The sequence below is a fragment of the Paenibacillus pini JCM 16418 genome (assembly GCF_000576305.1).
Classification (GTDB): Bacteria; Bacillota; Bacilli; order Paenibacillales; family Paenibacillaceae; genus Paenibacillus_AQ; species Paenibacillus_AQ pini.
Window position 1 is genome coordinate 622,733 of the sequence record NZ_BAVZ01000001.1, and the last position, 26,083, is coordinate 648,815.

A 26,083-nucleotide genomic window follows, 5' to 3' on the forward strand; every position below is an offset into this window, starting at 1 on the left:
AAAAGCTATCAAGCATATTAAGGAGTGTGATCAGAATGAATCTGAAGAGAATAGCTGCTGAAAAGGCGGTTGAATTCGTCGAAGACGGTATGAAGGTAGGACTTGGAACAGGATCTACTGCATATTGGGCCATCTGTAAATTAGGCGAACTAGTAAAAGAAGGACTGTCTATTCAAGCTGTTGCTACCTCACTCGCATCGGAAAAGTTGGCGCAGGAACATGGCGTGCCGCTCATTCCTTTTGCTAAATTGGATGGTCTTGATCTCACGATTGATGGTGCTGATGAGCTAGATCATCAGCTTCGCTTGATTAAGGGCGGGGGCGGGGCCTTGCTGCGTGAGAAAATTGTGGCTTTTCATAGTAAACAGCTGATTATTGTGGCTGATGAGAGCAAGCTAGTAGATACACTGGGTACGTTCCCGCTTCCGGTAGAGATTGTATCTTTCGCCATGGAGTGGACGATGGATGCCTTGAGGGCGCTCCATTGTAAACCCATGCTGAGAACTGATGAAGAGAAACTTTTTGTTACGGACAATGGAAATTATATTGCTGATTGCCATTTTGAGGTTATCTCCGATGCAGAAGAGCTTCAGCGCCGTTTAATGGGGATTCCGGGCATTGTAGATCAAGGGTTATTCCTAGGTATGGCTAGTAAAGCAGTGATTGGGCATAGCAGTGGGCACGTAAATATATTGGAGCGTTAAACGATGAAATCAGACATGAAAGTAAGGCAGCCTGAAAGAAGTGAATATTCACTTTGGAGAGGCTTATGCTTATGCGTAATTAGTATTTATGCTCTATGTTTGCTATATTGGATGTTTATTGGTTTTGGTAGAACGAGACATACCAGTGGTCCATTGAACTATAATGTGATCCCTTTCGAGACGATACGTCTGTATGTTAAAAGCATGAATAAGTTGCCCAATCATTTATGGATTATTAACATTTTGGGTAATATTGGTGTATTCGTTCCTTTTGGTGTGATGTTGCCGAATATATGCAAACCGATGCAATCATGGTTTCGGATGACAATCGCATTTGTACCCTGTATTCTATTGCTTGAGACTATGCAAATGCTGCTGAGGGTCGGCAGTTTTGATGTCGATGATGTGATATTAAATACACTAGGGATGTGGATCGGCTTGCTAATATATTCATTGTTTAGGCGGGCTTCTTAGGGATAAGGAATATCAAATTTGACATTATTAAGGCTTTTCATTATCTTTATATTAAGATAGTACGTTTGGAGGTTTCATTGTGAAGGATCGAACAAGCCATGATGAGTTGTCTTTGGAATTATTTATTGTTCTTGCTCGTGCTTATAACTCCGTTGTTGCGCATTCCATCCGTGATATTCAGAGTTATGGACTGAATTCAACGGAATTTGGAGTGCTGGATTTACTGTTTCACAAAGGCCCGCAACCGCTGCAAAAAATTGGCGAGAAAGTGCTGATTTCAAGTGGAAATATTACCTATGTAGCGGATAAATTGCAGAACAAGAATCTGCTTGTACGCAAGGCTTCACCAGAAGATCGTAGAGTTATTTTTGCCGATTTGACGGAGGAAGGGCGTACGCTTTTCGAAAGTATTTTTCCAAAGCATGAGCGTGTACTAGTGGACGCGGTTAGCGAATTAGACATGGATGAGAAGAAACAAGCGGTCGAATTGTTACGAAAGCTCGGTCTTTCGGCTGAGAACAAATTTAAGTCTAAAGCTTAAACAGCATCATGAGGGAGGTGAACAACGATGAATGGACAACTTCGTTCCAATATCCGTGCCGGTCTGGAAGTCGCTATCGTCCTGAAACAGGATCAACCAACGGGTAAACGGACGAAAGGTATCGTGAAGGACATTCTTACCAATTCACCTAAGCATCCGCACGGGATTAAAGTCCGGTTGACGGACGGTCAGGTCGGCCGTGTGCAGGAGATTTTTGTATAATGCTTGTGTTCGTCATACGAAGACAGCCCAATGATCCGCTATGTTAGCGGAACATGGGCTGTCTTTTTTTATGAAAATATATAGTCTCATCTAATTATTATGCTTGGGTTAACAGTTGAAATCGCTCTAACTGGTCCCACACCTGTTCTTGCCGCAATATTTCAATTTGTTTAGGCCCGATGAGATCGAAATGAGGAAAAGGTGAACGGTTATGAATATACTGAGGCGGCAAGTCATGAGCAATACACCACGCAGTTAGACGAGCTAAGTCCGAACATCCTACCTTGGTTACTGTTTTCATTCCTGGAAACCTCTTATCCAGCCAGTAATGCGTCAAATAGGCAATTTCACCCCGATTAACGGCTTCTTTCCACATATTCAGTTCATTGCGATGTATTCCAAAGGCCATATCTGTTCATCCCCAATTATGATGGTTATAGGGCCGAAGGGCCTGAGCGGTCCATCAACCGAGTTAGTTTACTTTCAGTGGAGGATTCAGGAGCAGGTGTGTATATGCTGCATCTTAAATCCGAGCTTCCTTGCACTTGCAGGGATGTAAGGTCAAACAGCATTTTGCCAACCTTGGCATGTCTGAATTCAATTAAAACTTCCGGTGCTGAGCTGACCTGGCTTTGCTGCCACAGAGCTGAGAAGCGCGGATCTGCAGCTTCCATTTGTTTCACAAAGGTATCATACCATTCATCTTCTACATATTGACCATAGTAAGCCCTGAAGATAGACAGAAATCCCATGACAAAATGCTCCCAATTGACAGCAAGCCGATTGAATTCTTTACGTGTAAACAACAGCTGGATCATATTTCGATCTTCGACTGGAATCTCCTTAAAATTCAAAAACACATGTGAAGCAGCTTCATTCCATCCAACAATCTGGCAGTGACGATCTGAAATGATGGTAGGACAAAAGCGCAGCTCATCCAATATTTTTTGCAATGAAGGACTGATTTGGGCTTGGGGTTGTTCCATTAAGCTTACACCTGCACTGCTTGTCTCCATCGCTAGTGAAAATAAATATTTACGCTCATCCCCTGTTAATTGGAGCGCAGACGCAATGCAGTCAAGAACAGAAGAGGACACTTTGATGTCCCGTCCCTGTTCCAGCCAAGTGTACCACGTGCTACTAACGCCAGCTAGCTGTGCTACCTCTTCTCTACGCAGTCCGGGTGTTCTTCGGCGTGATCCCTGTGGCAAACCAGCAGCTTGAGGCTGAATTTTAGCTCTTTGCAACTTTAAAAAGGTAGATAATGCTTTTAATCTGGCCTCATGATTCATGCCTTATATTAAACTCCTTCCGGTAGGATACATAGGATAGTATTAATTATACTAGGATAAACAACAACTTGTAATAGGATAAAGAATGTGGAAAGATCATACCATACTTATTTTAGAAGGAGGAACTGTAATGATGGAAAGAGTGGTTATAACAGGATTAGGTCTAGTTTCTCCTTTGGGTAACGAGGTTGATACCTTCTGGAAAGCACTTATTAAAGGGGAATCTGGCATAACTAATATTGATACTTTTGATACGAATGGATATAAAGCCAAAATTGGTGGTATTGTACGTGATTTTGATGCGGAGGCACGTTTTGGTCGAAAAGAAACTCGGCGTATGGATAGATTCTGCCAATTTGCTGTTGCCGCTGCAGAGGATGCGATGCGTGATTCAGCACTTGATCTAGCGCAACTTAATTTAGAACGAACAGGCGTGTATGTGGGATCGGGTATTGGCGGCATACAAACCTTGATGCAGCAAAAGGATATGCTAAATACCAGAGGTCCAGAGCGGGTAAGTCCACTGCTTGTACCTATGATGATTTCGAATATGGCCGCTGCCATGATCAGTATTCGCTTTGGTGCAACAGGTCCAGCGATGTCACCCGTTACGGCATGTTCCATAGGAAATACGGCAATTGGGGAAGCATTCAGGCTAATCCGTGCAGGTGGTGCAGACGTTGTCATTGCCGGCGGTGCAGAGGCGGCGGTAACTGAAATCGCGATGGCTAGTTTCGGCAATGCTACTGCGCTCTCTACTCGTAATGATGACCCAACAGGAGCGAGCCGTCCATTCGATGCAGGGCGGGATGGATTCGTTATGGCTGAGGGAGCAGGAATTCTTATCCTTGAATCTTTGACCCACGCCAAAGCAAGAAATGCACGTATATACGCTGAGGTCACTGGATATGGTGCTTCATCGGATGCTTATCATATGGTCGCTACACATCCTCAAGGAACGGGAGCTTATCAGGCTATGAAGCTAGCATTAAATGAAGCAGGGGTAAAGCCAGAGGATGTGGATGTAATTAGCGCCCATGCAACAAGTACTGAAGTAGGAGACAGATCCGAAACGGAAGCTATTAAAAGGTTATTCGGAGACATGGCCTACCAGATCCCAGTAACAGCTAATAAATCGATGTTAGGACATATGCTTGGCGCTGCCGGAGGCGTGGAAGCCATTGCGCTGATTAAATCACTGCAGACGGGAATTATTCCACCGACCATTAATCAGGAGCAGAAGGATGCTGTCTGTGATCTTGATTATGTACCTAATCATGCACGCCATGTGAACATGCAGATTGGGATGTCTAATTCATTTGGTTTTGGTGGACATAATGCGGTTATTGTGATTCAAAAGTATGAAGTAGACTCATTTTCGTATTGATTTTAACGGCAATTTACCTTTTTTTGGTTGGTATTTATGGGATCATTTACCTTAATATGTTATGATTACTGTAGTACTGCAAAGATGAGAGGTGTGTTAAATGGCCGTTAAAATATGCCGGAAATGTGGTGACTCGAATCTAGAGTTTGCCTCACGATGTGTCGTTTGTGGTAACTCATTAAAAGATGTAAAGGTAGTAGGTATTCATAACTCATATAAAAGTGCTAGAAAAGTCAGTGCTCATTGTAAACATTGTGGAGAGACGCTCCAAACAGGCACTAATAAATGCAAACACTGCGGTACATCTGTGCTACAACTTGTCATAACAAAACCGTATACTTCCCCTTCTAACCCATCCATATTTCATTTAGATGCTGTAGGGATTACTTTACTTATTGTATCGACGCTAATTTTCCCACCGGCTGGACTTGTAATAGGCGGATTAGCTCTTTTTAGTGACCAGCAAGACAAGCAGTATTCGGGCAAAATGCTGATGCTTCTAGGGATATTCTTGAGCATACTTGAATTCGGTCTGTTCTATATTCGTTTATTCCTCTGACTTTGTACTTCATTATTTTACAATGATGGATTTGGATTTCACTTCATGTGGGTATATCTAAAATAGACAATCTACTTTGAGGAGGTCCAACAATGGATCAGAATGAACAATTTGAAGCAGCTAGACAATCGGAAGCTGACTATCATCAACAATTTTATGAAGACAATGAGATTTTTGAAGAGGGAACTTGGATGGCAGAACCCGGACCTGTGGTCATGGAAATGTTAGAACGTCTGCTTCTTCATAAAGACGAGCTTCAGGTACTGGATTTGGGATGTGGTGTTGGGCGGAATACAATTCCGGTGGCTGAACGTCTAAAGGGAACCTTAAGCCGCGTTAAGGGTGTTGACCTGCTTGATGATGCCGTAGAAATGTTACGTAATAATGCTAAGGAATTCGGAGTAGAGCATTTAGTTGAAGCTGAAGCTGCTGATGTGGAGAACTATCCGATTCCTGAGGATGCTTATGATTTCATTATTGCTTGTTCATGTCTCGAGCATACGTCTTCTAAGGAAGCCGTTGAGCAAGAGCTGGATACGATGAAGGCTGGAACAAAAATGGGTGGGATTCACTGTATCACCATGAGTACAGATGTGGAAGAATTTGATCGAGATACCGGAGATAGTACTCCCGGGTTGATTGAATTAAACCAGAAATCTGAGGAAGCACTCGCGATGCTGGATCGAAAGTATGAAGACTGGAAAGTGTTAATTAAAAATACAGATGCGCAAAGTATTGAGGAAGTTAAAGACGAGCGTAATATCGATTTCCGGTGCAACTTAATTACGTATGTAGCGCAGAAAATTCAGTAAGGAAATGATATGAGCCGCTTGAAATTATCTGCTTAAACAGGTACAGTTACGAAACGGTATATACCGTGGAAGAACATATTTGGAGGTAACTTATGCTACTCAACATTAAAGCCTACATACGTAAACCTGAAGTAGCGGAACTGATTTCATATACGGTATTTCCGGATGATCAGTCTGTTGAAAAGGCGATTTCGCAATATGAGAACCAAGACAATATGCAGTTATATGGCTTTGAAGATCAAGAACTGCTTATCGGCTTGATCGGTTTCGAACGCTCAGAAGATAGCTTAATCATTCACCATATTGCTGTCATTCCCGAGAATCGTGGAATTGGCTATGGTAGAGGGATGATTCTAGAGCTGATGACGGATCAGAAACCTCTGCGGGTCATCGCCGAAACGGATGAAGAATCCGTACAGTTTTACCGCAACATTGGTTTTGAAGTACAAAGCTTGGGCGAGCTTTTCCCAGGTGTCGAACGATTCCGTTGTGTATATGAGATTGAAGACGAGAACAACATCGATAACGCTTAGTCAGAGCAGTGGTAGGCACCTATGGGGTCTCCCTGAAATGAAGCATTGCATAGAGGCTTAATTAGAAGAGCCGATGGTTAGTCGAATAAACGTATGACCTGAGTCCCGTATATGCATATACGGGGCTCTATTTGTTATGTACATATGGGTGTAGGTCTACCGTTTTTTATAATATAAGTAAGAAATCTCGTTCTTTGTCCGGTTTCACACTGGATAGAAGATTCATATACTGTTGTATCTAGGTTAGTAGTATGAAGGAGGTTGAACACTGTGGTCTACCCATATACGGCGATCGGTGATTCGTTGACAGTCGGTTTTGGGGCCATGCCGGGTAATGGTTTCGCACCAGTATACCGCGGGATGGTGGAGCGGCATGTGAAGTCGTTTGTCGCCTATGAGAATCTAGGTATAAACGGGCTGACCTCATCGAGACTCTATGAGCATGTCAGCTCCAATCCGATGGTTCGCCAATCATTGCAACAAGCTCAAATCATAACTATATCCATTGGAGGTAATGATTTGATTCGCGCTGCTAGAACCGCTCCCGGTACAAATCTATATCCGCATTTTAATAAGGCGCTTTCAGAGTGCAAGAATAATTTTGCGGGTATTATGAAAAATATTTATCAATTGAAGGCTAGAACCAATCAGCCGTATATTATTCGCGCTATTGGTCTATATAATCCATATCCTCAGGTGGAGGAAGCAACCTACTGGGTACAGCAGTATAACCAGTATCTAGATGGGTTCTATAGCAATAATTTTGCGACAGCCCAAATATTTTCGGCCTTTGCTGGAAGGGAAAGAGCATTATTATCGATTGACCATATTCATCCGAATGGAAAAGGTTATCGTGTCATTGCGGATCAACTTAACCGCTTAGGTTATCGTCCACTTTCTTAATTTTGAAAATGGCGTATAAAGATAAAGATTAAAAAGCCAGACCATTATAGGTCCGGCTTATTTTTTTAGTGAAAGTTTCGTTTCAATCTTCAATTTATCAAGAAGCTACTTCATCTTATTGATCATGCTACGTACGGCCCATTTCCGTTCTTGGCGCTTCTTATACTTAGGTAACGAACGATAATTATCAATTGAATCCTGAAAAGCAGCCTTAGATTCACTTGCTCGACCAAGTGATTTATACATCAATCCAAGCAAGTAATACCCTTCACTGGAAGAGGAATGAATTTCTTGAAATTGATGTACATAATTCATTGCTTTATCTTGGTCCAGTGACTTATATACTTCTGCTAATCTCAGATAAGGCTGTCCATATTTTACGCGTTGGTTAATGCTGAGACCTTGAAGTATGTATTGTTCTCCCTTGTCGGTATTCCCTAATCTTAAATGAACCGTTCCGAGGTCATCCCAAAATTCTGCGGATTGTTCAAACCGTGATTGAATGGATTCAAGTAATCCCAAAGCTTCTTGATATTGCTTACGTTCCATAAGTAGACGAGCTAATTCATACTTCGAAGACACATCGTTTGGACTCATAGCAATATGTGAGCGCAATTTTGATATTTTACCCATCCGTTTAAAAGGTTTCGTTATGCTTGGAAAGATACCCACATAGCGGCGATCCAAGAAATAAACAATGACAAGTAGAATAAATATAGCCAGAAAGGGATTGCCTACAAGTCTCCAAAGTAATAAAAAACCAAAAATTTTAATCATAAACGTCCTCCTTGATCATGTACCTACCAACAGTAAAAATAATCAATTTATTATATCATATGGAGATTTTGTCTTGTATGGGTAAATTATAAATATTAACTTTTATGTTAATTTCGGTAATTAGAGGATCTATATGGGTAGGTATCAAGCTAGCTTTTATTCATCGATTAGGGATATGATATGTTCAGTTTTATACATAAGGAGGGACTTGTGATGAGCGAACGTTTGCAGCAACAGATCGAGTTTATCCGCGAGGTGGACAAGCTGAAATCCGTGCTTCGCCAATCTTATATTATGGATCAAACACGCCGTGAGAATGACGCCGAGCATACATGGCATATTACGCTAATGGCTTGGGTGTTGCAGGAGTATATTGAACCGAGTGAAGTAAATTTAATTCGTGTTATGAAAATGTTACTTGTGCATGACCTCGTGGAAATTGACGCAGGCGATACATTCGCTTACGACGAGAAGGGTCATGAAGATAAATTTGAAAGAGAGCAGGCGGCAGCTAAACGAATTTTTGGTTTACTACCTAAAGAACAACGGGATGAAATGATGTTACTCTGGCTGGAGTTTGAAGAAAGAGAAACGATAGAAGCACTTTATGCAGCTTCAATGGACCGAATTCAGCCGATTCTCCATAATTACTACACGCAAGGACGCTCATGGAAAGCACATGATGTCCGTTCTACTCAGGTACTGGCAAGGATTCAATTTCTACGTAAGGATATGCCTAAGCTCTATGAACACATAGAAAAACTTATGGCTGATGCCGTACGGCAAGGGTATATACGCTCATAATCATCCTTTGTGCTAGAATAATATTACTTTTATGGTGAACTTACGAAAAGGAGTGCATGGGATGAAGTTGAACACAAATGACACATTATTATTTATTGGGGATTCAATTACGGATTGCGGGCGCAACCGTCCAGTAGGCGAAGGTGGATTCGGTCAGTTGGGTAACGGTTATGTTGCACAGGTCGATGCGCTACTCCATGCGGTGTATCCTGAGCGAAATATACGAATTTTGAATACTGGTATTAGCGGCAATACGGTCCGGGACTTGAAGCAGCGCTGGCAGGAAGATGTACTCGATCTGAAACCGGATTGGCTGTCGATTATGATTGGCACGAATGATGTATGGCGTCAGTTTGATCAGCCGCTTAATCCAGCGTACCATGTATATCTAACGGAATATGAACAAACTTTGAAGGAACTCCTCGCCTTGACTCGTCCTTTGTTAAAAGGTCTCATTTTAATGACACCTTATTATTTAGAGCCGAACGAAGATGATCCCATGCGGGCAACGATGGATGTTTATCGCTCCGCGATGCGCAATATAGCAGATGAGTTTGATGCTATATTAGTGGATACACAAGCAGCTTTCGATGCAATTTCTGAGCATGTATACTTGTCCTCTCTAGCGATCGGTTGGGATCGCGTACACCCGGGTCAGCGGGGACATATGACGCTTGCTCGCGAATTTTTGAAGGCCATACAATTTGAATTGTAAAAAATGATGTGTATACAAGTATGTATTTTCTGTGTTTGATATTGTGAAAATGATCTCTTTCACCGATAAATAGGTTGAGGTGATCATTTTGGCCAAGAAGGGACAGACTTTTTGCTCTTATAGTTGGGATATCAAGAAGAAAGCCGTTGAAATGCGTTTACAGGGTATGACCAAAAAAGAGGTAGCCGTTGCTTTGGAAATTGCAGACATAGGAAGGCTGAAGGTATGGATGCGTAAATACCGAGAGCAAGGGGATATCGGATTAATGGATCAACGGGGACGTTCTAAAGAGAACTTGTCTTCTTAACACAGACTAGGACAGTTCCTAATAAACCTCGTAAGAAGCTCCGATGAGCTTCTTTTTTTGCGTTAAACATTCTTTTACATATCGTGATGTTCGCATATTTTACAGGTTTGGCCATATTGTCTATACATTTTATGGAGTGGATAACATATGAATATATGGAACCAACGATAGGATATAGATTTAGATCTGAATGGCTAACTAGGGAGGTGGTCTCATTGCAGAGCCGCAGCGCTACCCATGCTAAGGGAGTCGATGTATCTCATTGGCAGGGTATTATTGATTGGAAGAAGGTTAAGGCAGCGGGATATTCTTTTGCTTTCATCAAAGCCTCTGAAGGACCTAAAATTGTGGATGACCGTTTCAAGGCCAATGTACAAGGAGCCAAAGCAGCAGGGGTCTTAGTAGGAGCTTACCATTTCACAAGAGCAGCGAAACCAGAGGATGTGCGAGCTGAGTTGGATCATTTTCTCCAAATGGTTGATACCGGAGGGGGATTTGATTCCCTCAAACTTCCTTGTGTATTGGATATGGAAACGAAGGAAGGCGGTTCCCGTAGCAATATTTCAGCAATTATTCGGGAATGGTCAACGCAGTTTAAACAGCGGACAGGCCGGAATCTTATGTTGTATACGTTTCCTAATTTTATAGACACTTCACTGGATAAGTCCCTTGGAGACATTCCCTTATGGTATGCCTATTACAGCAGCAGTGTACCTCCTAATAAAGGTGGATGGACTTCTTGGGAATTTATGCAGTACACGGATAAAGGCAAAGTAGCTGGAATTAGTGGAAATGTTGACTTAAATGAGTATAAAGGAAGCGAGGCGGAATTAATGGCGGCTGCTAATGGTTCGAATTCTAATCCTGAAGGCCAGGCACCTGCATGGAAAGAAGGCGGAAGACAGTGGCTTATAGACCACGCAGGAATTAGTAAAGACTGGAAAGCACAAGATCCGATTGATATTGGTACACTTGGAACGATTCTAGCGAAGTACGTTGATAAATCTTCAGATAAAAATTAAAACTTGCGAGAAACCTATACAGCGATTGGTTTGAAATGGGCTAAGGATGGGGAGATGAGTCTAGTCCGATTTTTTAAGATTCACATATTATAAAGTAAGTTAATGGGAAAGGGGGTAATGGAATGAGCGAAGTTGGAGGTTATGGTTTTGGAGGCAACCCGTTCACATCAACAGGTGCAATTCTGGTGCTCTTTATTTTGTTGGTTATCATCACCCGTTCTTTCTGGCTTTAATTTAATATAAAAGTCCTACTTTTACAGATGAGTATCAAAAAACAAGGGTTGTCCCAAAAGCCATACTTATGGCTAGGGGCAACCCTTTTCGGTGTAGAAGCAAGTTGGGTTGTATGTGCATGATCACCCAATCCATGATATCCAGACATACCAAGAAGCAGGTCAAGGATAATCTCACCTTGACCTGCTTCTTCTTGTTCATCAATCTTTCAGCTAAGGAGTTGCGACTCCGAAGGTATCTTTACTTTCGGGAAAACTCATTTGCCAGGGATAAGTCAGCGTAATACTCGTTGCCCTCGGCTTCGGGGTCCGCCATGTGGCCCACCCGGACCCCCGGGACCACCATGTGACCCGCCAGGACCCCCGGGTCCGCCATGTGGCCCGCCAGGACCTCCGGGACCACCCGGTGCCCAACCAGGGTAAACTCCTGGGAAGCCACCGTATCCGTATGGATAGGACCAAGACGGGTAATAAGAATAAGGAAGAGGTGGATAGGAGCCGGGGTACTGATAGTAAGGATAAGGATATGAATAAGGCGAATAAGCCATTTGAATTCCTCCTAGGGAAATATGAATAATACAGGGTATGCGCCCTGAACACTTCATGATCCCCTATCTATAAAAATAGGCTTATCCAAAAATTTAATACTGGGGTAACACTGAGTTAATGTTTCATTCATATTAGATCTGTATATTATATAAATATAACCCCCTTTTAATATATTGTACGGAATTAACCCTGCCGGCTCACAACCCCGGCAGGGTACTTTTTTATAGATATTTAGTTTTTATAGGCTCTCATTTTTAAATTCCCTTTGTAACGAAGTGATTTATAAATTATTGGATGAACCTTATACCAACTTGCAGAGGTATAGATATCATGATACTGATCCTCTTGTATGGGTTCTTCTTGTCTTTGTGCATTTAGGATCACTAAGGCATCACTACGTTTCATGGCAATACGGACTAATTCTTTTTTGCTTCGCTTACTGCTTTGGGGGTTGGGATTACCAACGAGACAGACCTCAACCGTTTCGATCCCCTTGTTTGCAAACAATAAACGCCCGTATTCAATTAAAGTTTGAGCTGCATTCAGCATGCACTCATCTGGGTCGTCCATACTTTCGGTGCGTAGATTAACAGTAATTGTTTTATTATTTGCTCCCTCAATGCCTATTTCTTGAGCCTCTGCTACAGGAATGACGCTTGGTCCTACAGCTTTGATAAGGACATTGCGAACAGAATGGAGAGTAATATCCGAATTAGGCCATGCATCAGCGTTCTTTTGTGCTTTAATCGGCACGGGATTGGCATCAGCACAAGATGTCAGCACAATGGAAGCGGCAATGATTAAATATACAACCTTGAAAGGTGTTTTTGGTTGCACGTTCATCCCCCTTTCAACCCATGGGATACAACAGAAGTCTATCAGAACGTGGGAGAGATTGGAATAGGTAGGACCTCAATATGAAGGTTATAACAACGAAACAACGCTCCTTATTCTTCAAACGGGCACTTTGTGGGGGGCTTTATATCTACATTATTTGTTACTTTATTATTCTATGCCTATACTTGCAAACGAAGCTCGCTTGAATAAAAAAAGCGAATAGCTTTGTTTTTGTTAAGCTTGTTGAGTATGTAATTATTGAAGCAAAAGGTTTCTAAACCAGTTATAAGCGAGTAGACCAAGTATAAATAATAATATCAATAATACGATGATGAATATAATAAGAGAATTATTATGAATAAATGATTTAAGCATGCATTCAACCCCTTAGATGTGATTAAGATTATTTTATTCCCACAACACTCAAATATAATGAATATAGGAAAAATTTATCGTTTATCACTTCTATGAACGCAAAAAATCGGGACTCTCTTTCGAGAGCCCCATCATGGGAGAGGAGAAACCGGACGAAGAGCTTATGGGGAAACGTAAGTCTTCTCCACGGTTGTCTACCGACATTCGTTTGATGTCGATATATACATCTTTCCCTGCTATGGGCTATTTATACATCCACTTGTTAAAAACAAGTTATATTCTTCAAATAATCCATTTTTCAATACAGAATAAATTATGGTACGATAGCTCTGTGTTACGTTTATTGTACTTTTGGATCTTACATATAGAATGGGTGAAGAGTGAAGTGAGAGTCGTATCAGGCAGCGCGAAGGGCAGGTCACTTAAAGCAGTTCCCGGCATGGGAACACGCCCGACAACCGATAAAGTAAAAGAAGCATTATTTAGCATGATTGGCCAATTTTTCGAAGGTGGCACCGTGCTTGATTTATTTGCAGGAACTGGGGGACTTGCTATTGAAGCGCTCAGCAGAGGTATGGATAAGGCGATTATGGTTGATATGGACCCCAAGAGCATTGAAACGATCCGTTCGAATTTAAAAGCTACTGGGTTTGAATCGCAAGCTGAAGTATACCGAAATGATGCGATGCGCGCATTGAAGGCCTTGTCCAAACGTGGCCTCCTTCTGGATGCCGTTTTTCTGGACCCGCCTTACCGGATGAAGAACGCCGACGAGTTTATGCAACTCATGCAGGACAAGCAGATGCTTGCCCCAGATGCAACGCTAGTCATCGAGCATGATTCAGGATATACCTATCCTGAGACCTTCGGATCTTTTGAGTGCGTACGCCATGCGGAATATGGTGAAGTGGCTATTTCCATTTATAAATTTAGACAAGATGCTGAACAATCTGCCGAAGAGATCGGCAAGGAGGATCAACATGGACATATCGAATTATAGACAGCGCACAGCCGTATATCCTGGGAGCTTCGATCCATTGACGATGGGTCACTTGGATATTATTGAACGTGCAGCCAGACAGTTTGACGTATTGATCGTCGCTGTGCTGAACAATTCAAGTAAGAACCCGCTTTTTAGTGTGGAAGAGCGTAAAGAGCTGATTCGTCAGGCGACAATTCACATTCCTAATATTGAAGTGGATAGCTTTCAGGATCTAACTGCTAATTATGTTCGGCAAAAAAATGCCCAGGCCATCGTTCGTGGCATTCGTTCGGTTACGGATTTTGAATATGAGCTTCAGATGGCTTCGACCAATCATAAACTCAACCCTGATGCCGAGACAGTGTTTATGATGACGAATCCTAAATATTCGTATTTAAGTTCTAGTATTGTTAAGGAAATTGCGGCTTATCATGGAGATGTCACTGATCTCGTTTCTCCCGAGGTGGAGCATGCATTGAGGTCGAAATACTAGGTTTGGTTAGCTTAGTGAATTCGTTTGGTTGCTATTAGCTTAACTGCTAACGATAGGATGATGAGTCCGCATAGAATAATTCCTTGCCAGCCAAGGATGTTCGGAAACGTTGACCATAGGTTCGGGGAAATAAACAATTCTTTGGATCGCAATGCAGGCTCTGGCAGAAATGCGGGATTCGAAGCCTCAAAAAACCTTTTTAATAGTGGCCATGTGAGCCAGGTCATAAGGAATGCATAGCCTGCGTGTAGTAGCTTTAGGAATATAAATGTGAACCAGGATGCTCCTGTGTTTGCGAGCATGGACTTCGTCTGCAACAATGCACTAATTCCACTGAAGCCGAGCAGAGCGGATAGAATAGACCACTGTAATACTGCTGAAGGTATTCCAGCAATGCTGACAGCTTTTGCCCCAAGATGGATTTCAAACAGACCATGCTGCCAATATGTTGCTAATGGAAGCTGAGAGGGAAGGACACGGCTAAAGATCTGAGTGATGACAGAGAATATTATAATATATCCTCCAATCATCATCAGTGTTTGCACCGCGTTCGTTACTGATTCTCCTAGCATTCTTCCGAAACTACGCCCATCACTTGCTCGTGCATTCTCGGCTGCGTGGAACATATGCCGCATGTGGTATTCATTGGCCTGAGGCAGGACTGTGGACGATATCGAATCTGTAGGTAAAGGACCGCTATTCATAGCGGTGCTTTTTCGTCTCTGCTGCTTCAGTGGGGGATATACAGTAAGGAAAGCCAACAATCCACTTAACCAGTGGATCACGATAAGGGCATATCCCGCTGAAGGTTGATGCATGAGTCCGGTGGCAATGACTAACAGTATCATGAGCGGGTTACAGAAATGAGATAGCATAGCAAGCTTGGCTGCATCATTGCCGCTGATATCCCCCTGTCGGTATAACTGCTGGGTAGCCCGTGCGCCGCTGGGATATCCTGTGGTCATGCCCATGATGAGTACCCAGCCCCCTGTCCCAGGTAATCCAAATACTTTACGCATTAGTGGATTTAGTAGGGCGCCGATGGCATGCACAAATCCATAAGCCATTAATATTTCGGATAGCACTAGGAATGGAAGTAGCGCGGGGAATACAATTTGCCACCATAAGGTGAGTCCTTGCAAGGAAGCCTGAAAGGCAGGAGCAGGTGCGCTGACGATGGCAACGACTAGGAGAAGAGCGCAAGCTCCCATGAACAAAGTGCTTTTTAGAGAAGTCGTTGTGTTGAGATCGTTTTTTTTCATTATTTTCACCTCTTATGAGTAAACATAGCTAGTACCAATCTATGCGGGGAAAATAACCATAATACCTTGTCAGCTGGATGAAAGAAGTTCAATGCAACTGGATGCAAGAAGAAAGAAGGGGAAGACATGAAGCAATCGAACAAACGCGAAGGATTACGTCTTACGCTCTACATTTTTATGATTGTCATTCTGGTATATGTTGCGGTATACATGCCGACGCCCTACATTATCTATCAGCCCGGAACAGCTGAGGAAGTTAAGCCTATGATTTCGATTGAAAAAGGGGATACAGCAGAAAAAGGTACGTTTATGATGACAACTGTATCCGCAAGCTACGCTAACTTGGCCATGTTAACGATGGCTGCATTTAATTCAAATGCTCAAGTGGATAAGAAGCAGGCGCGCCTTGGCGATAAAAGTGAGGACGAATATGCTGCTGAGCAAGTATTTTACATGAGCGATTCTCAATCGTCTGCGATGGAGGCTGCTTATCATGAGGCAAAAGTGCCTTATGAGATTCTACCTGAATATTTATTTGTTATTTCTACTGCGGATGGAGACACAACTCGTTTTCAACCAGGGGATAAATTGATAGCGATCAATGATAAGCCTGTGACTGACAATGCAGCTCTTGGAACTCTTCTGACCGGAAAGCAAGTGGGAGAGGAAATAACGGTTAAGTTGGAGCGCGGCGGAGAGCCACTAACCGAGAAGGTGAAGCTTGTATCAATAAAAGATACGAAGACATCACAGACTCGGCCGGGCCTAGGCGTCATGATAGCAACCATGCAGAAGGTGACAACGAAAGACCCTGGCAAGCAGGTGCATTTCGAGAATACGCGTGTCGGCGGCCCTTCTGCGGGTCTGATGTTCACAATGGAAATTTATAATCAGTTGACTATTGGTGATTTAACAAAAGGGTACAGAGTAGCGGGAACGGGAACGATTGTTGAAGACGGAACGGTTGGACCGATCGGCGGGGTGCAGCACAAAATTGTTGCCGCCACACGTGAGAATGCTGAAATCTTCTTCGTTCCTAAAGATAACTATAAAGAAGCTAAAGCCAAAGCGGACAAGATCAAGTCCCCTATGAAGCTCGTTTCGGTTAACAAACTTGAAGATGCCATACAATATATGAATGGGCTTCAAGCTAAGTCATAATCGGGGGCATGAAATAGTCCCTGAATATTTCCTTCGTCAATGGATGTTTATAGGCGTTGGCATAGGCTGCAGATGCTCGTAAATCAAGCTCAAGCTGATCATCTCGCATCGATGGCGGCTTCACTACAATGGGTAGTGAAGCCGTTTTTTTCATTGTTTTGAGCAGCTCTTGTCCACGTCCGCTGAATCCAAGAACTCGGATATAGCCGGGTCCTCTAGTAAGTGAAGCTTGGGTCATTTCCGTCTGGGTATGCTGGAGAAGAATGTGAACGAGCATACGTTGCAGCTTAGTATGCGTGTAACGTTTGGTTTTGAGAGCTTGCAATAATGCTCCAACACTTGGATCTGACAACGTCGGTAGCAGGCGCTGTAGACGGTACTCAAGGCCTTCAGTGACCTCATGGAGTTCTGATAAGGCCTGTGGACGCTCAGTCAGCAGCAGCTGCATCAGAGGCTGTCTGAAGGATTCCCATGTCATAGGCCCGCGACCTGCCTCAAATTCACGACGTAGAATATCAAGTGTGAAAGAAGGTAGATAAGGTGCAGCCGCTTGTAAATCTTGCTCTAGCAGCATCCGCCGCACAGCCGTTGCACTTGTAATCGTTGCATGTGCCGGAGCATCGTCGTGATATCCCGCATGCAAGCGGGGGATGGTAAAAGGATGAATAGGACTGCCAATGCGCTGTAAGGCTATCAAGTAATGGAGTCCCAGTGTATGATTGGGCTGCTGTAGCAGCTTACGCAGATCATCCTCCTCACCGAGATTCACTGCCATAGCTGCTGCTGCAGCGCTATAGGCCGCAGGGTAACTCATTCCTTCGCTTAAGAAGCTTGCGATGGCATCCTTCATCTCCCCACTTTCTTGTGCTAGCATTTTGGAGAGGGGTAATAGTAGATCGAGCGAACCGCTTTCGGTTCCGAAGCACAAGCTATCAACGATACCGGTAGCCGATAGCAGCGATACGGCTCCATAGGCGAACCATTCTGCTGGTTGTGGCGCGTAAGCTACAGGTAGTTCTATAATTAAATCGGCACCCATAGCGAGTGCCATCTCGGTCCGTGCGAATTTGCTGACGATTCCGGGCTCACCCCTTTGTAGAAAAGGGCCACTAAGCACAGCAACGGAACTCTCTGCACCCGTAATCTCTTTAGATCTGGTATAATGGTGTACATGACCGTTATGAAGAGGATTATATTCAACGATCAAACCGACGGTTGCCATGGATGCTCAACTCCAAATGTCAATGTGTATAGCGTAATCTCTATTTAATAAACGTTTCTTAAAAATATATCATAAATCTAAACTATTTCTGAAACAATATAGAGTGAAAATATGCGACTACTGTTGACAAAGCTCTCTAAAAATCGGTATAATAATTTTTGTTTGTTTGGAGTGATAATTATGCAACTTCAATTTAGAAAAATGGCATCTAGTACCGAGCCGTTACAGTTCCATCAAGAGGTGGATGTAAGCCGTGCCGTAGAGGGCAGAGATGATGTAAGTAACCTTCAGCCGCTTCAAGCGGACCTGAAAGCGACTTATCTCGGACCGCTTATTCCGGATACGGTGGATGTTCAAGGTAAGCTGTCTGTACAGCTGGATATGGTGTGTGCGCGTTGCCTCACTGTAGTCCACGAACATCTTCACATACCATTTCATGAACAGCTTAAGCAAGGGAAGCAGCCTGAAGAGTTTCGGGAAGAAGACGACACCATTTATGTGGATAATGAGATTGTGGATCTTGTACCTCTTGTGGAAGAATCTTTTCTACTGCACCTACCGCAAACTGTTTTATGCAAGTCTACCTGCAAAGGACTTTGTCCCAATTGTGGTGTTGACTTGAATGAGGGAACATGCAACTGCGACAAGCAACGTGTCGATCCACGGCTTGAAGCACTACAAAACTTTTTCAAATGAGCAGTGAACCATTCAGCTTGTGTTAAAGTGACGGGTTGATTGAAATAAGGAGGTGGGAACATGGCAGTACCTCAACGGAGAACGTCCAAGACACGTCGTGACAAACGTCGTACTCACTTTAAACTGGCTGTGCCAGGTATGGTGAAATGTGAACAATGCGGAGAATTGAAGCTTGCTCACCACGTATGTAAAGTGTGTGGAACGTATAAATCAAGAGAAATTATTTCGCAATAAATGCGAGAATTAAGTAGCACTTCATCTATGGTGAGGTGCTATTTTTTTGTCTGCTCTTTCTTTTTAGTTGATCATGCTTTATACTACCTTAGTACCAGGTTCTAAGAGAAACGTATGATTATTCTAAACTTTATATATAATTTAACGGGAATAAATGAATACTCGGGAAGGGGTGCCTCTCATCGATCGGATATCCAAAAAAGAGCGTCATCAGCTGCTTCTGAAAATTATCGGACAGAATCCTTTTGTCACCGATCGTGAGCTCACGCGTGAGCTGAAGGTTAGTATTCAGACGATCCGACTGGATCGGATGGAACTCGGCATACCGGAACTGCGTGAGCGGATGAAACAGATGGCCGAGCACTCCTACGATCAGGTTCGTTCGTTATCGCTGGACGAGGTGGTCGGTGAAATTGTAGATTTACAGCTTGATAAAAGCGGTATCTCTATATTTGAAATCCGTGAGGAGCATGTCTTTACCCGGAATAGTATTGCTCGTGGGCATTATGTGTTTGCACAAGCCAATTCGCTCGCCGTAGCCGTTATTAATGACGAGATTGCGCTTACTGCCTCAGCGGATATTCGTTTCTTGCGACAAGTTCATTTGAATGAGAAATGTATCGCCAAGGCCTACGTGAGATCTATGGCCGGTCAAAAGGGCAAAGCTAAAGTTGAAGTGTTCACCTACGTTGGTGATGAAATGGTGTTCCAAGGTAACTTTGTGATATACAGGTCCACATTGGAAGATAACAGCGAAGGGGGAGTGCAGGATGCGGATCGTCATTGATGCTATGGGCGGAGATCATGCACCTGAGTGCAACGTGGATGGAGCTTGGTCTGCTGCCATGGAGTGGAAGGACACGCAGATTGTACTTGTTGGAGATCAAGCTAAGATTGAACCACTACTTAAGGCAAAAGGTACTGCGGTACCCGATAATCTAACGGTGCATCATGCTAGTGAAGTCATTGATGGGGACGACGAGCCTGTAAAGGCAGTACGGCGTAAAAAGGATGCTTCCATGGTCGTAGCGGGACGTATGCTAAAAGAGAAACAGGCGGATGCCATGATCTCCTCCGGAAATACGGGTGCACTCATGACAACAGGATTGCTTGTTGTTGGACGTATGGAGGGTATTGAGCGTCCTGCACTTGCCCCGATGATTCCAACGCTGGATGGTGTCGGTGTTCTCGCTCTTGATCTGGGAGCTAATATGGACGCGAAGCCAGAACATTTGGCACAATATGCACTAATGGGTAGCTTGTATCGTGAGAAGGTTATGGGCATTTCTAAACCGCGTGTGGGACTCCTAAATGTTGGCACCGAGCCAGGTAAAGGAAATGAACTAACGAAGCTCACGTTTCCGTTGATCGAACAATTACCCATTCATTTCGTTGGTAATGTCGAAGCGCGTGATATTATGGATGGTACCTGTGATGTACTGGTTTGCGACGGTTTTGCAGGCAATATTTTGCTGAAATCGATTGAAGGTACAGCGGGTGCTATGTTTAAAATATTAAAGGAACAGTTTAGTCAATCACTCAAAAGTAAAATTGGTGCTGCGCTTCTGTTACCTCAGCTTAAAGGCATTAAAGAAAAAATGGATTATTCAGAGCATGGCGGTGCACCATTGCTTGGTCTAAGTAGCCTTGTAATCAAGGGGCATGGCTCATCTGACGCGAATGCGGTCAAAAATGCTGTACGTCAAACCAGAATTGCACTACAAAGCCATTTAGTTGAGAATATATCAAAGGAAATTAGCGGGAAGTGAGTGACAAAATGGATAAATTACGTCCGGTAGGTATCATTGGAACAGGTAAATATGTTCCTGAGAAGATTTTGACCAATAGTGATTTGGAAAAAATGGTGGAGACGAACGATGAATGGATCGTTTCACGCACAGGTATCCGTGAGCGGCATATAGCTGCACCAGATCAAGCTACTTCGGATCTGTGTTATGAAGCCGCAGTCAATGCTTTGGCATCTGCAGGTATGACAGCAGATCAACTTGACCTAATTATTATTGCTACTGTAACTCCTGACACGTTATTTCCTTCGACAGCATGTATTCTACAAGACAAATTGGGCGCGAAGAAAGCTGCTGCATTCGACTTGTCTGCTGCTTGCTCGGGATTTGTATATGGTCTTGCAACGGCAACTAACTTTATCAAAACAGGGATGTATGACAATGCTCTAGTTATTGGTGCAGATACGTTGTCGAGAATTACAGATTATACAGATCGCAACACTTGCGTATTGTTCGGAGATGGCGCTGGCGCTGTGATCTTGGGTGAAGTTCCTGAAGGACGCGGATTCCAATCCTTTGATTTGGGTGCTGAAGGCGCGGGTGGTAACTTGCTCAAGCTGGAAGCTGGTGGTTCACGTCTTCCTGCTTCTCAAGATACTGTGGATAATAACAAGCATTATATCTATATGAACGGACGTGAAGTATTCAAATTTGCAGTCCGCGTTATGGGTTCGGCAACTGAAACTGTGCTGAATAAGGCGGGCAAGACAAAAGAAGATATCGATCTGTTCGTGCCTCATCAAGCAAACATTCGTATCATTCAATCTGCTATGCAGCGTCTGGATTTGTCGGAAGACAAATGTGTTGTAAATGTAGATAAATACGCAAACACATCGGCAGCTTCTATACCATTAGCATTGGTAGAAGCAGCGGAGGAAGGCCGCATGAAAGAAGGAGACTGTGTACTTATGGTTGGCTTCGGTGGCGGCTTAACTTGGGGAGCATCGGTTATTATTTGGTAATATATCTTATAATATAATAGATTTAAACTGGAAGGTTTGGAGAGGGGATTTACCGGAAGATGGGGAAAGTAGCCTTTATATTTCCAGGACAGGGAGCTCAGTCCGTAGGAATGGGTAAAGATCTGTATGATGAAGTACCCGTAGCACGACATATTTTTGATACGGCGGATCAAGTTTTAGATTTGCCGTTGACTTCTATTATTTTTGAGGGACCAGAGAGTGAGCTTAAGAAAACGAATAATACGCAGCCTGCGCTTCTTACAACAAGTATTGCTGTACTGAGAGCGCTAGCCGATCAAGGGATTAAGCCCGATTATGTCACGGGTCACAGTTTAGGTGAATACAGTGCGTTGGTTGCTGCTGGAGTTCTCAGCTTTGAAGACGCGGTGGCTATTGTACGGGCACGTGGTGACTTTATGGAGCAGGCGGTGCCAGGCGGACTAGGTGCGATGGCAGCTGTCCTTGGTGCAGAGCGTGAGTCACTAGCAGCGCTTTGTCGCACGATTACAGAAGAAGGTTCTCTCGTTGAACTGGCGAATATTAACTGTCCAGGACAAATTGTTGTTTCTGGGACACGTGAAGGTGTGGCAGCAGTATCGGAACGCGTGAAGGAAGCGGGCGGGAAACGTGCAATCGCACTGGAAGTCAGTGGTCCATTTCACTCTTCACTAATGAAAGAAGCTGCTGAGCGTTTAGCTGAGAAAATGCAATCCGTTACTTTTAATGAACCTGAGTGTCAGGTGGTGGCAAATGTAACGGCACGTCCAGTATCTGAGACATCTGCATTTCGTGATTTGCTTGTAGAGCAGGTATATTCTCCAGTTCTCTGGGAAGATACGGTAGCTTTCCTGCTTGCTGAAGGCGTGGATACGTTTGTTGAAATCGGACCAGGTAGTGTACTTACTGGACTTGTTAAAAAGATGGACAAGACTGTTAAACTCATTAATGTGGGCAATCTGGAACAGCTGAACCTTAACTTGTAATACCGCTTTCGCATGAATATAGGTATATTCGGAGAAAGGAGGAATGAGTATGTTGAGGCCATTAGAAGGACAAATTGCACTAGTTACAGGAGCTTCACGCGGCATTGGACGCAGTATTGCGCTAGCGTTAGCAGAAGCGGGTGCGAATGTGGCAGTGAACTATTCGGGGAGCGAAGCAGCTGCAATCGCTGTTGCTGATGAAATCCGTGCTACGGGTGTTGAGGCCATTACGGTTCAAGGGAATGTAGGGAAAAGCGAACAGGCTGAACAGCTTATTAAAGAAGTAGTTCAAGTCTGGGGCAAGATCGATATTCTCGTAAACAATGCTGGTATTACTAGAGATAATCTTCTCATGCGTATGAAAGAGGATGAATTTGATCAGGTGATTGAAACCAACCTCAAAGGTGTATTTAATTGTTTGAAGTCCGTTTCTCGTCCGATGATGAAGCAGCGGTATGGCCGCATTATTAATATCTCATCGGTTGTAGGTGTGCTTGGTAATGCAGGACAGGCCAATTATGTCGCCGCTAAAGCGGGGGTCATTGGCCTGACTAAATCATCTGCCCGCGAGCTTTCCTCACGCGGCATCACCGTCAACTGTGTAGCTCCAGGTTTTATCGATACAGATATGACAAGAGACCTACCAGAGGATATACGGGAGAAGATGGTTGGTGATATTCCGCTTGCACGGCTAGGACAGCCGGAGGAAATTGCCAGCGTAGTGGTTTTCCTGGCTTCAAAAGGGGCATCCTACATGACAGGACAGACGCTTCATGTGGATGGCGGCATGTATATGTAACTGAAGAAATCAGGGCAATGATCCAAGGAGAGGATCGTTTTCTTGCCTTCTATGGCAATTTGAAAACTTTTCTCGTATAATACTCAAAGAGGAGGTGAACCGGATGTCCGATGTATTGGAGCGTGTAAAACGCATCGTCATTGATCGCTTAGGCGCTGACGAAGCCGAGGTTACACTGGAAGCATCTTTTAAAGATGATCTAGGAGCTGATTCTCTCGATGTTGTAGAATTGGTTATGGAATTGGAAGATGAATTTGATCTGGAAATCTCTGATGAAGATGCAGAGAAAATTACGACCGTAGGTGAAGTTGTAAACTACATACAATCTCATACCTAAGTCATTTGTTAAGTCCCGTACTGCTCTGTAGGCGGGACTTCTCCTCATTTAAAATGGTAAATACATGTGCTTGTATCTATTTCTGATATGTCACATGCAGTCTATATAGAGGTGAGTGTATCTGATGCATAGAGTAGTTGTAACCGGGATGGGCGTTGTGACATCGCTAGGTAAAGATCTAGATACGTTCTGGAATAACCTCATCGAAGGTAAATCTGGCGTTTCGCATATCGAATCCTTTGATGTTAGTGACTATACTACCCAAATTGCTTCTTCGGTGAAAGATTTCGTTCCCGAAGATTATTTAGACCGTAAGGAAGCTCGTAAGATGGACCGTTTCGTACAGTTAGCAGTCGTTGCTGGACAAGCTGCACTGAAGAACAGTGGTCTTGATATACAAAAAGATGCAGATCCTGAACGAGTAGGGATATCTATAGGTTCGGGAATTGGCGGACTTGGCACATGGGAAGACCAGCATAATATTTTGCTTGAAAAAGGTCCGAAACGTGTAAGCCCGTTCTTTATTCCAATGATGATTGCCAACATGGCCTCGGGTCAACTGTCAATTATGTTAGGCGCTAAAGGTCCGAATACAACGCCGGTAACGGCTTGTGCGACAGGTTCGCATGCCATTGGTGATTCATATAAGCTCATTCAACGTGGTGATGCGGATGTAATGATCTGCGGTGGAGCAGAAGCTACGATTCGTCCTACGGGAATGGCAGGGTTCTGCGCAATGCGTGCCATGTCTACTCGCAACGATGAACCGGAGAAGGCTAGTCGTCCTTTTGATAAGGATCGTGATGGGTTTGTTATGGGTGAAGGTGCGGGTGTTATCGTACTGGAATCACTAGAACATGCCAAGAAGCGTGGAGCACATATTATAGCTGAAGTGATTGGCTATGGTTTGAGCGGAGACGCACATCATATGACAGAACCAGATCCGGATGGCCCTGCACGCTGTATGAAGATGGCTCTTCGTGATGCTGGAATTCAGCCTGAGGATGTCGATTATATTAATGCGCACGGTACATCAACGCCAGTAGGCGATCGTTCTGAAACAATCGCAATCAAGAAGGCTTTGGGTGACCATGCCTATAAAGTTGCGATTAGTTCTACTAAATCGATGACGGGACATTTGCTCGGCGCAGCGGGGGAGTGGAAGCCGTGATTTGTGGTTTATCGCTAGAGCATCAGAAACTTGCACCGACGATTAATCTGGATAATCCTGATCCAGAATGTGATTTGGACTATGTACCAAATGTGGCACGAGAAGCGAAAGTAGATATTACGATGTCGAATTCATTTGGATTTGGCGGCCATAATGCTACAATTATTCTCAAAAAATTTCAAGATTAAGGGGACGATTTGTTGAGTGGCGATCTGAAGCAGTTACAGCAGAAACTTCAAATCCAATTTCACAATCGGCTGATTTTGAAGCAAGCCTTTACCCATGCTTCTTACGTCAATGAACACCGTTTTAGTCAGCAGCAGGACAACGAACGTCTAGAATTTTTAGGCGATGCGGTGCTTGAACTGACGGTTTCCGAATATTTGTATAATCTTTTTCCGGGACGCCCTGAAGGGGAGTTGACCAAACTTCGCGCAGCGATTGTTTGTGAACCGTCGTTGGTCAAGTTTGCAGAGCATCTCGAATTCGGACAGTATGTGTTGCTGGGCAAAGGGGAAGAGTTAACTGGCGGGCGTACCCGCCCTGCTCTTCTAGCTGATGTGTTTGAATCATTTGTAGGAGCACTTTATTTGGACCAAGGCTTAGAAGCCGCTCGATTGTTTCTGGAGAGATATGTATTTCCGATGGTGGAAGCCAAAGGAAGGCTGCAAATGAGCGATTATAAGACAGAACTTCAGGAACTTACACAGCATTACAATATGGGTGTTTTAGAGTACCGTATTGTTGAAGAACGTGGCCCAGCGCATGAACGTGAGTTTGTCTCGGAAGTGTATATGGGAAATGAGTGTGTGGGAAAAGGATCTGGCCGTTCCAAAAAAGAGGCTGAACAGCAAGCTGCTGCCGAAGCACTTACACAGTTAAAGCTCGCTGAAATGTGACGGCTCCTGTATAAAGCAATGACAAACAAAG

At 43.7% G+C, this 26,083-nt stretch carries 33 protein-coding genes and 1 pseudogene; 27 read left to right on the top strand and 7 right to left on the bottom strand.

The window, feature by feature from the left end:
* Positions 1-35 precede the first annotated feature (35 nt).
* The 4 genes from rpiA (at position 36) to JCM16418_RS02975 (ending at position 1,941) form a co-directional block, all read left to right on the top strand.
* Positions 36-704, top strand: a complete 669-nt coding sequence (rpiA, locus tag JCM16418_RS02960; protein WP_036645903.1) for a ribose-5-phosphate isomerase RpiA — start codon at positions 36-38, stop codon at positions 702-704.
* 3 nt (positions 705-707) lie between these two features.
* Entirely contained in the window at positions 708-1,178 is a 471-nt protein-coding gene (locus JCM16418_RS02965; RefSeq protein ID WP_242403691.1) for a VanZ family protein, read from the top strand.
* A gap of 79 nt (positions 1,179-1,257) precedes the next feature.
* Complete coding sequence (locus tag JCM16418_RS02970; RefSeq protein WP_036645905.1) at positions 1,258-1,719, top strand: MarR family winged helix-turn-helix transcriptional regulator; 462 nt, start codon at positions 1,258-1,260, stop codon at positions 1,717-1,719.
* 27 nt (positions 1,720-1,746) lie between these two features.
* Positions 1,747-1,941, top strand: a complete 195-nt coding sequence (locus tag JCM16418_RS02975; protein ID WP_036645907.1) for a YwbE family protein — start codon at positions 1,747-1,749, stop codon at positions 1,939-1,941.
* A gap of 97 nt (positions 1,942-2,038) precedes the next feature.
* Here JCM16418_RS02975 and JCM16418_RS02980 read toward each other — a convergent pair whose 3' ends face one another.
* Together JCM16418_RS02980 and JCM16418_RS02985 are read right to left on the bottom strand one after the other, a co-directional pair.
* Positions 2,039-2,350 carry a hypothetical protein gene (locus JCM16418_RS02980; protein ID WP_036645909.1) on the bottom strand — a complete coding sequence of 104 codons (312 nt, stop codon included), beginning with the start codon at positions 2,348-2,350 and terminating at the stop codon, positions 2,039-2,041.
* Between the two features lie 25 nt (positions 2,351-2,375).
* The gene (locus tag JCM16418_RS02985) at positions 2,376-3,233 is read right to left on the bottom strand and encodes a helix-turn-helix transcriptional regulator (protein WP_036645911.1); all 858 of its coding nucleotides are present in this window, start codon (positions 3,231-3,233) and stop codon (positions 2,376-2,378) included.
* Between the two features lie 133 nt (positions 3,234-3,366).
* Here JCM16418_RS02985 and fabF (JCM16418_RS02990) point away from each other — a divergent pair, with 133 nt between their 5' ends.
* The 5 genes from fabF (JCM16418_RS02990) (at position 3,367) to JCM16418_RS03010 (ending at position 7,427) form a co-directional block, all read left to right on the top strand.
* Entirely contained in the window at positions 3,367-4,620 is a 1,254-nt protein-coding gene (gene fabF / locus JCM16418_RS02990; RefSeq protein ID WP_036646158.1) for a beta-ketoacyl-ACP synthase II, read from the top strand.
* A gap of 100 nt (positions 4,621-4,720) precedes the next feature.
* Positions 4,721-5,179 carry a zinc ribbon domain-containing protein gene (locus tag JCM16418_RS02995; RefSeq protein WP_036645913.1) on the top strand — a complete coding sequence of 153 codons (459 nt, stop codon included), beginning with the start codon at positions 4,721-4,723 and terminating at the stop codon, positions 5,177-5,179.
* A 92-nt stretch (positions 5,180-5,271) separates the two neighbouring features.
* Positions 5,272-5,991 (top strand): class I SAM-dependent methyltransferase, encoded by a 720-nt coding sequence (locus tag JCM16418_RS03000; RefSeq protein ID WP_036645915.1) that lies wholly within the window; start codon positions 5,272-5,274, stop codon positions 5,989-5,991.
* Positions 5,992-6,083: 92 nt separating this feature from the next.
* Entirely contained in the window at positions 6,084-6,524 is a 441-nt protein-coding gene (locus tag JCM16418_RS03005; protein ID WP_036645917.1) for a GNAT family N-acetyltransferase, read from the top strand.
* 270 nt (positions 6,525-6,794) lie between these two features.
* A complete protein-coding gene (locus tag JCM16418_RS03010; RefSeq protein WP_036645919.1) occupies positions 6,795-7,427 on the top strand; it encodes a GDSL-type esterase/lipase family protein in 633 nt (210 codons plus the stop codon).
* Between the two features lie 105 nt (positions 7,428-7,532).
* Here JCM16418_RS03010 and JCM16418_RS03015 read toward each other — a convergent pair whose 3' ends face one another.
* Positions 7,533-8,204, bottom strand: a complete 672-nt coding sequence (locus tag JCM16418_RS03015) for a tetratricopeptide repeat protein (RefSeq protein ID WP_036645921.1) — start codon at positions 8,202-8,204, stop codon at positions 7,533-7,535.
* Positions 8,205-8,417: 213 nt separating this feature from the next.
* On the opposite strand from JCM16418_RS03015, the gene JCM16418_RS03020 reads away from it, so the two are divergent.
* The 5 genes from JCM16418_RS03020 to JCM16418_RS25485 all read left to right on the top strand — a co-directional run bounded on the left by JCM16418_RS03020 (position 8,418) and on the right by JCM16418_RS25485 (position 11,285).
* Positions 8,418-9,008 carry an HD domain-containing protein gene (locus tag JCM16418_RS03020; RefSeq protein ID WP_036645923.1) on the top strand — a complete coding sequence of 197 codons (591 nt, stop codon included), beginning with the start codon at positions 8,418-8,420 and terminating at the stop codon, positions 9,006-9,008.
* A gap of 61 nt (positions 9,009-9,069) precedes the next feature.
* The gene (locus JCM16418_RS03025) at positions 9,070-9,723 is read left to right on the top strand and encodes an SGNH/GDSL hydrolase family protein (RefSeq protein WP_036645925.1); all 654 of its coding nucleotides are present in this window, start codon (positions 9,070-9,072) and stop codon (positions 9,721-9,723) included.
* Between the two features lie 88 nt (positions 9,724-9,811).
* Complete coding sequence (locus JCM16418_RS03030; RefSeq protein ID WP_036645927.1) at positions 9,812-10,030, top strand: helix-turn-helix domain-containing protein; 219 nt, start codon at positions 9,812-9,814, stop codon at positions 10,028-10,030.
* 215 nt (positions 10,031-10,245) lie between these two features.
* Positions 10,246-11,052: a glycoside hydrolase family 25 protein gene (locus JCM16418_RS03035; RefSeq protein ID WP_052020014.1), complete on the top strand. Its 807-nt coding sequence runs from the start codon at positions 10,246-10,248 to the stop codon at positions 11,050-11,052.
* Between the two features lie 122 nt (positions 11,053-11,174).
* Positions 11,175-11,285, top strand: a complete 111-nt coding sequence (locus JCM16418_RS25485) for a YjcZ family sporulation protein (protein ID WP_206777784.1) — start codon at positions 11,175-11,177, stop codon at positions 11,283-11,285.
* A gap of 275 nt (positions 11,286-11,560) precedes the next feature.
* On the opposite strand, the gene JCM16418_RS25405 is transcribed toward JCM16418_RS25485, so the two are convergent.
* Together JCM16418_RS25405 and JCM16418_RS03040 are read right to left on the bottom strand one after the other, a co-directional pair.
* On the bottom strand, positions 11,561-11,833 hold the full coding sequence (locus JCM16418_RS25405) for a hypothetical protein (RefSeq protein WP_081765301.1): 273 nt from the start codon (positions 11,831-11,833) through the stop codon (positions 11,561-11,563).
* A 232-nt stretch (positions 11,834-12,065) separates the two neighbouring features.
* Entirely contained in the window at positions 12,066-12,671 is a 606-nt protein-coding gene (locus JCM16418_RS03040) for a hypothetical protein (protein WP_036645929.1), read from the bottom strand.
* A 760-nt stretch (positions 12,672-13,431) separates the two neighbouring features.
* Between JCM16418_RS03040 and rsmD the strand changes: the two genes are divergently transcribed.
* Together rsmD and coaD are read left to right on the top strand one after the other, a co-directional pair.
* Positions 13,432-14,046 (top strand): 16S rRNA (guanine(966)-N(2))-methyltransferase RsmD, encoded by a 615-nt coding sequence (rsmD, locus tag JCM16418_RS03045; protein ID WP_036646163.1) that lies wholly within the window; start codon positions 13,432-13,434, stop codon positions 14,044-14,046.
* Positions 14,027-14,521: a pantetheine-phosphate adenylyltransferase gene (coaD, locus tag JCM16418_RS03050; protein WP_036645931.1), complete on the top strand. Its 495-nt coding sequence runs from the start codon at positions 14,027-14,029 to the stop codon at positions 14,519-14,521. Before rsmD ends, coaD begins: the two co-directional genes overlap by 20 nt.
* 11 nt (positions 14,522-14,532) lie before the next feature.
* Here coaD and JCM16418_RS03055 read toward each other — a convergent pair whose 3' ends face one another.
* The gene (locus JCM16418_RS03055; protein ID WP_052020015.1) at positions 14,533-15,783 is read right to left on the bottom strand and encodes a nucleoside recognition domain-containing protein; all 1,251 of its coding nucleotides are present in this window, start codon (positions 15,781-15,783) and stop codon (positions 14,533-14,535) included.
* A gap of 126 nt (positions 15,784-15,909) precedes the next feature.
* Between JCM16418_RS03055 and JCM16418_RS03060 the strand changes: the two genes are divergently transcribed.
* Positions 15,910-16,944, top strand: a complete 1,035-nt coding sequence (locus tag JCM16418_RS03060; protein ID WP_036645933.1) for a SepM family pheromone-processing serine protease — start codon at positions 15,910-15,912, stop codon at positions 16,942-16,944.
* Here the strand turns inward: JCM16418_RS03060 and JCM16418_RS03065 are convergent.
* Positions 16,934-18,166, bottom strand: coding sequence for a nucleotidyltransferase (locus JCM16418_RS03065; protein ID WP_036645937.1), 1,233 nt, complete (start codon positions 18,164-18,166; stop codon positions 16,934-16,936). The genes JCM16418_RS03060 and JCM16418_RS03065 overlap by 11 nt on opposite strands.
* 180 nt (positions 18,167-18,346) lie before the next feature.
* Between JCM16418_RS03065 and JCM16418_RS03070 the strand changes: the two genes are divergently transcribed.
* The 10 genes and pseudogenes from JCM16418_RS03070 to rnc all read left to right on the top strand — a co-directional run bounded on the left by JCM16418_RS03070 (position 18,347) and on the right by rnc (position 26,052).
* Entirely contained in the window at positions 18,347-18,862 is a 516-nt protein-coding gene (locus JCM16418_RS03070; protein ID WP_036645939.1) for a YceD family protein, read from the top strand.
* 60 nt (positions 18,863-18,922) lie between these two features.
* Complete coding sequence (gene rpmF / locus JCM16418_RS03075) at positions 18,923-19,096, top strand: 50S ribosomal protein L32 (protein ID WP_036645943.1); 174 nt, start codon at positions 18,923-18,925, stop codon at positions 19,094-19,096.
* 154 nt (positions 19,097-19,250) lie between these two features.
* Positions 19,251-19,883, top strand: coding sequence for a transcription factor FapR (gene fapR, locus JCM16418_RS03080; RefSeq protein ID WP_373280684.1), 633 nt, complete (start codon positions 19,251-19,253; stop codon positions 19,881-19,883).
* Positions 19,867-20,865, top strand: a complete 999-nt coding sequence (gene plsX / locus JCM16418_RS03085) for a phosphate acyltransferase PlsX (protein ID WP_036645946.1) — start codon at positions 19,867-19,869, stop codon at positions 20,863-20,865. The genes fapR and plsX overlap by 17 nt, the downstream gene beginning before the upstream one ends.
* Before the next feature lie 8 nt (positions 20,866-20,873).
* The gene (locus JCM16418_RS03090) at positions 20,874-21,863 is read left to right on the top strand and encodes a beta-ketoacyl-ACP synthase III (RefSeq protein ID WP_148298727.1); all 990 of its coding nucleotides are present in this window, start codon (positions 20,874-20,876) and stop codon (positions 21,861-21,863) included.
* Positions 21,864-21,922: 59 nt separating this feature from the next.
* Entirely contained in the window at positions 21,923-22,846 is a 924-nt protein-coding gene (gene fabD / locus JCM16418_RS03095; RefSeq protein ID WP_036645950.1) for an ACP S-malonyltransferase, read from the top strand.
* Between the two features lie 49 nt (positions 22,847-22,895).
* Positions 22,896-23,645: a 3-oxoacyl-[acyl-carrier-protein] reductase gene (gene fabG / locus JCM16418_RS03100; protein WP_036645951.1), complete on the top strand. Its 750-nt coding sequence runs from the start codon at positions 22,896-22,898 to the stop codon at positions 23,643-23,645.
* Positions 23,646-23,748: 103 nt separating this feature from the next.
* A complete protein-coding gene (acpP, locus tag JCM16418_RS03105; protein ID WP_036645952.1) occupies positions 23,749-23,982 on the top strand; it encodes an acyl carrier protein in 234 nt (77 codons plus the stop codon).
* Positions 23,983-24,103: 121 nt separating this feature from the next.
* A pseudogene (gene fabF, locus JCM16418_RS03110) lies at positions 24,104-25,341 on the top strand (beta-ketoacyl-ACP synthase II).
* Between the two features lie 12 nt (positions 25,342-25,353).
* On the top strand, positions 25,354-26,052 hold the full coding sequence (gene rnc, locus JCM16418_RS03115; RefSeq protein WP_036645953.1) for a ribonuclease III: 699 nt from the start codon (positions 25,354-25,356) through the stop codon (positions 26,050-26,052).
* Positions 26,053-26,083: the final 31 nt, after the last annotated feature.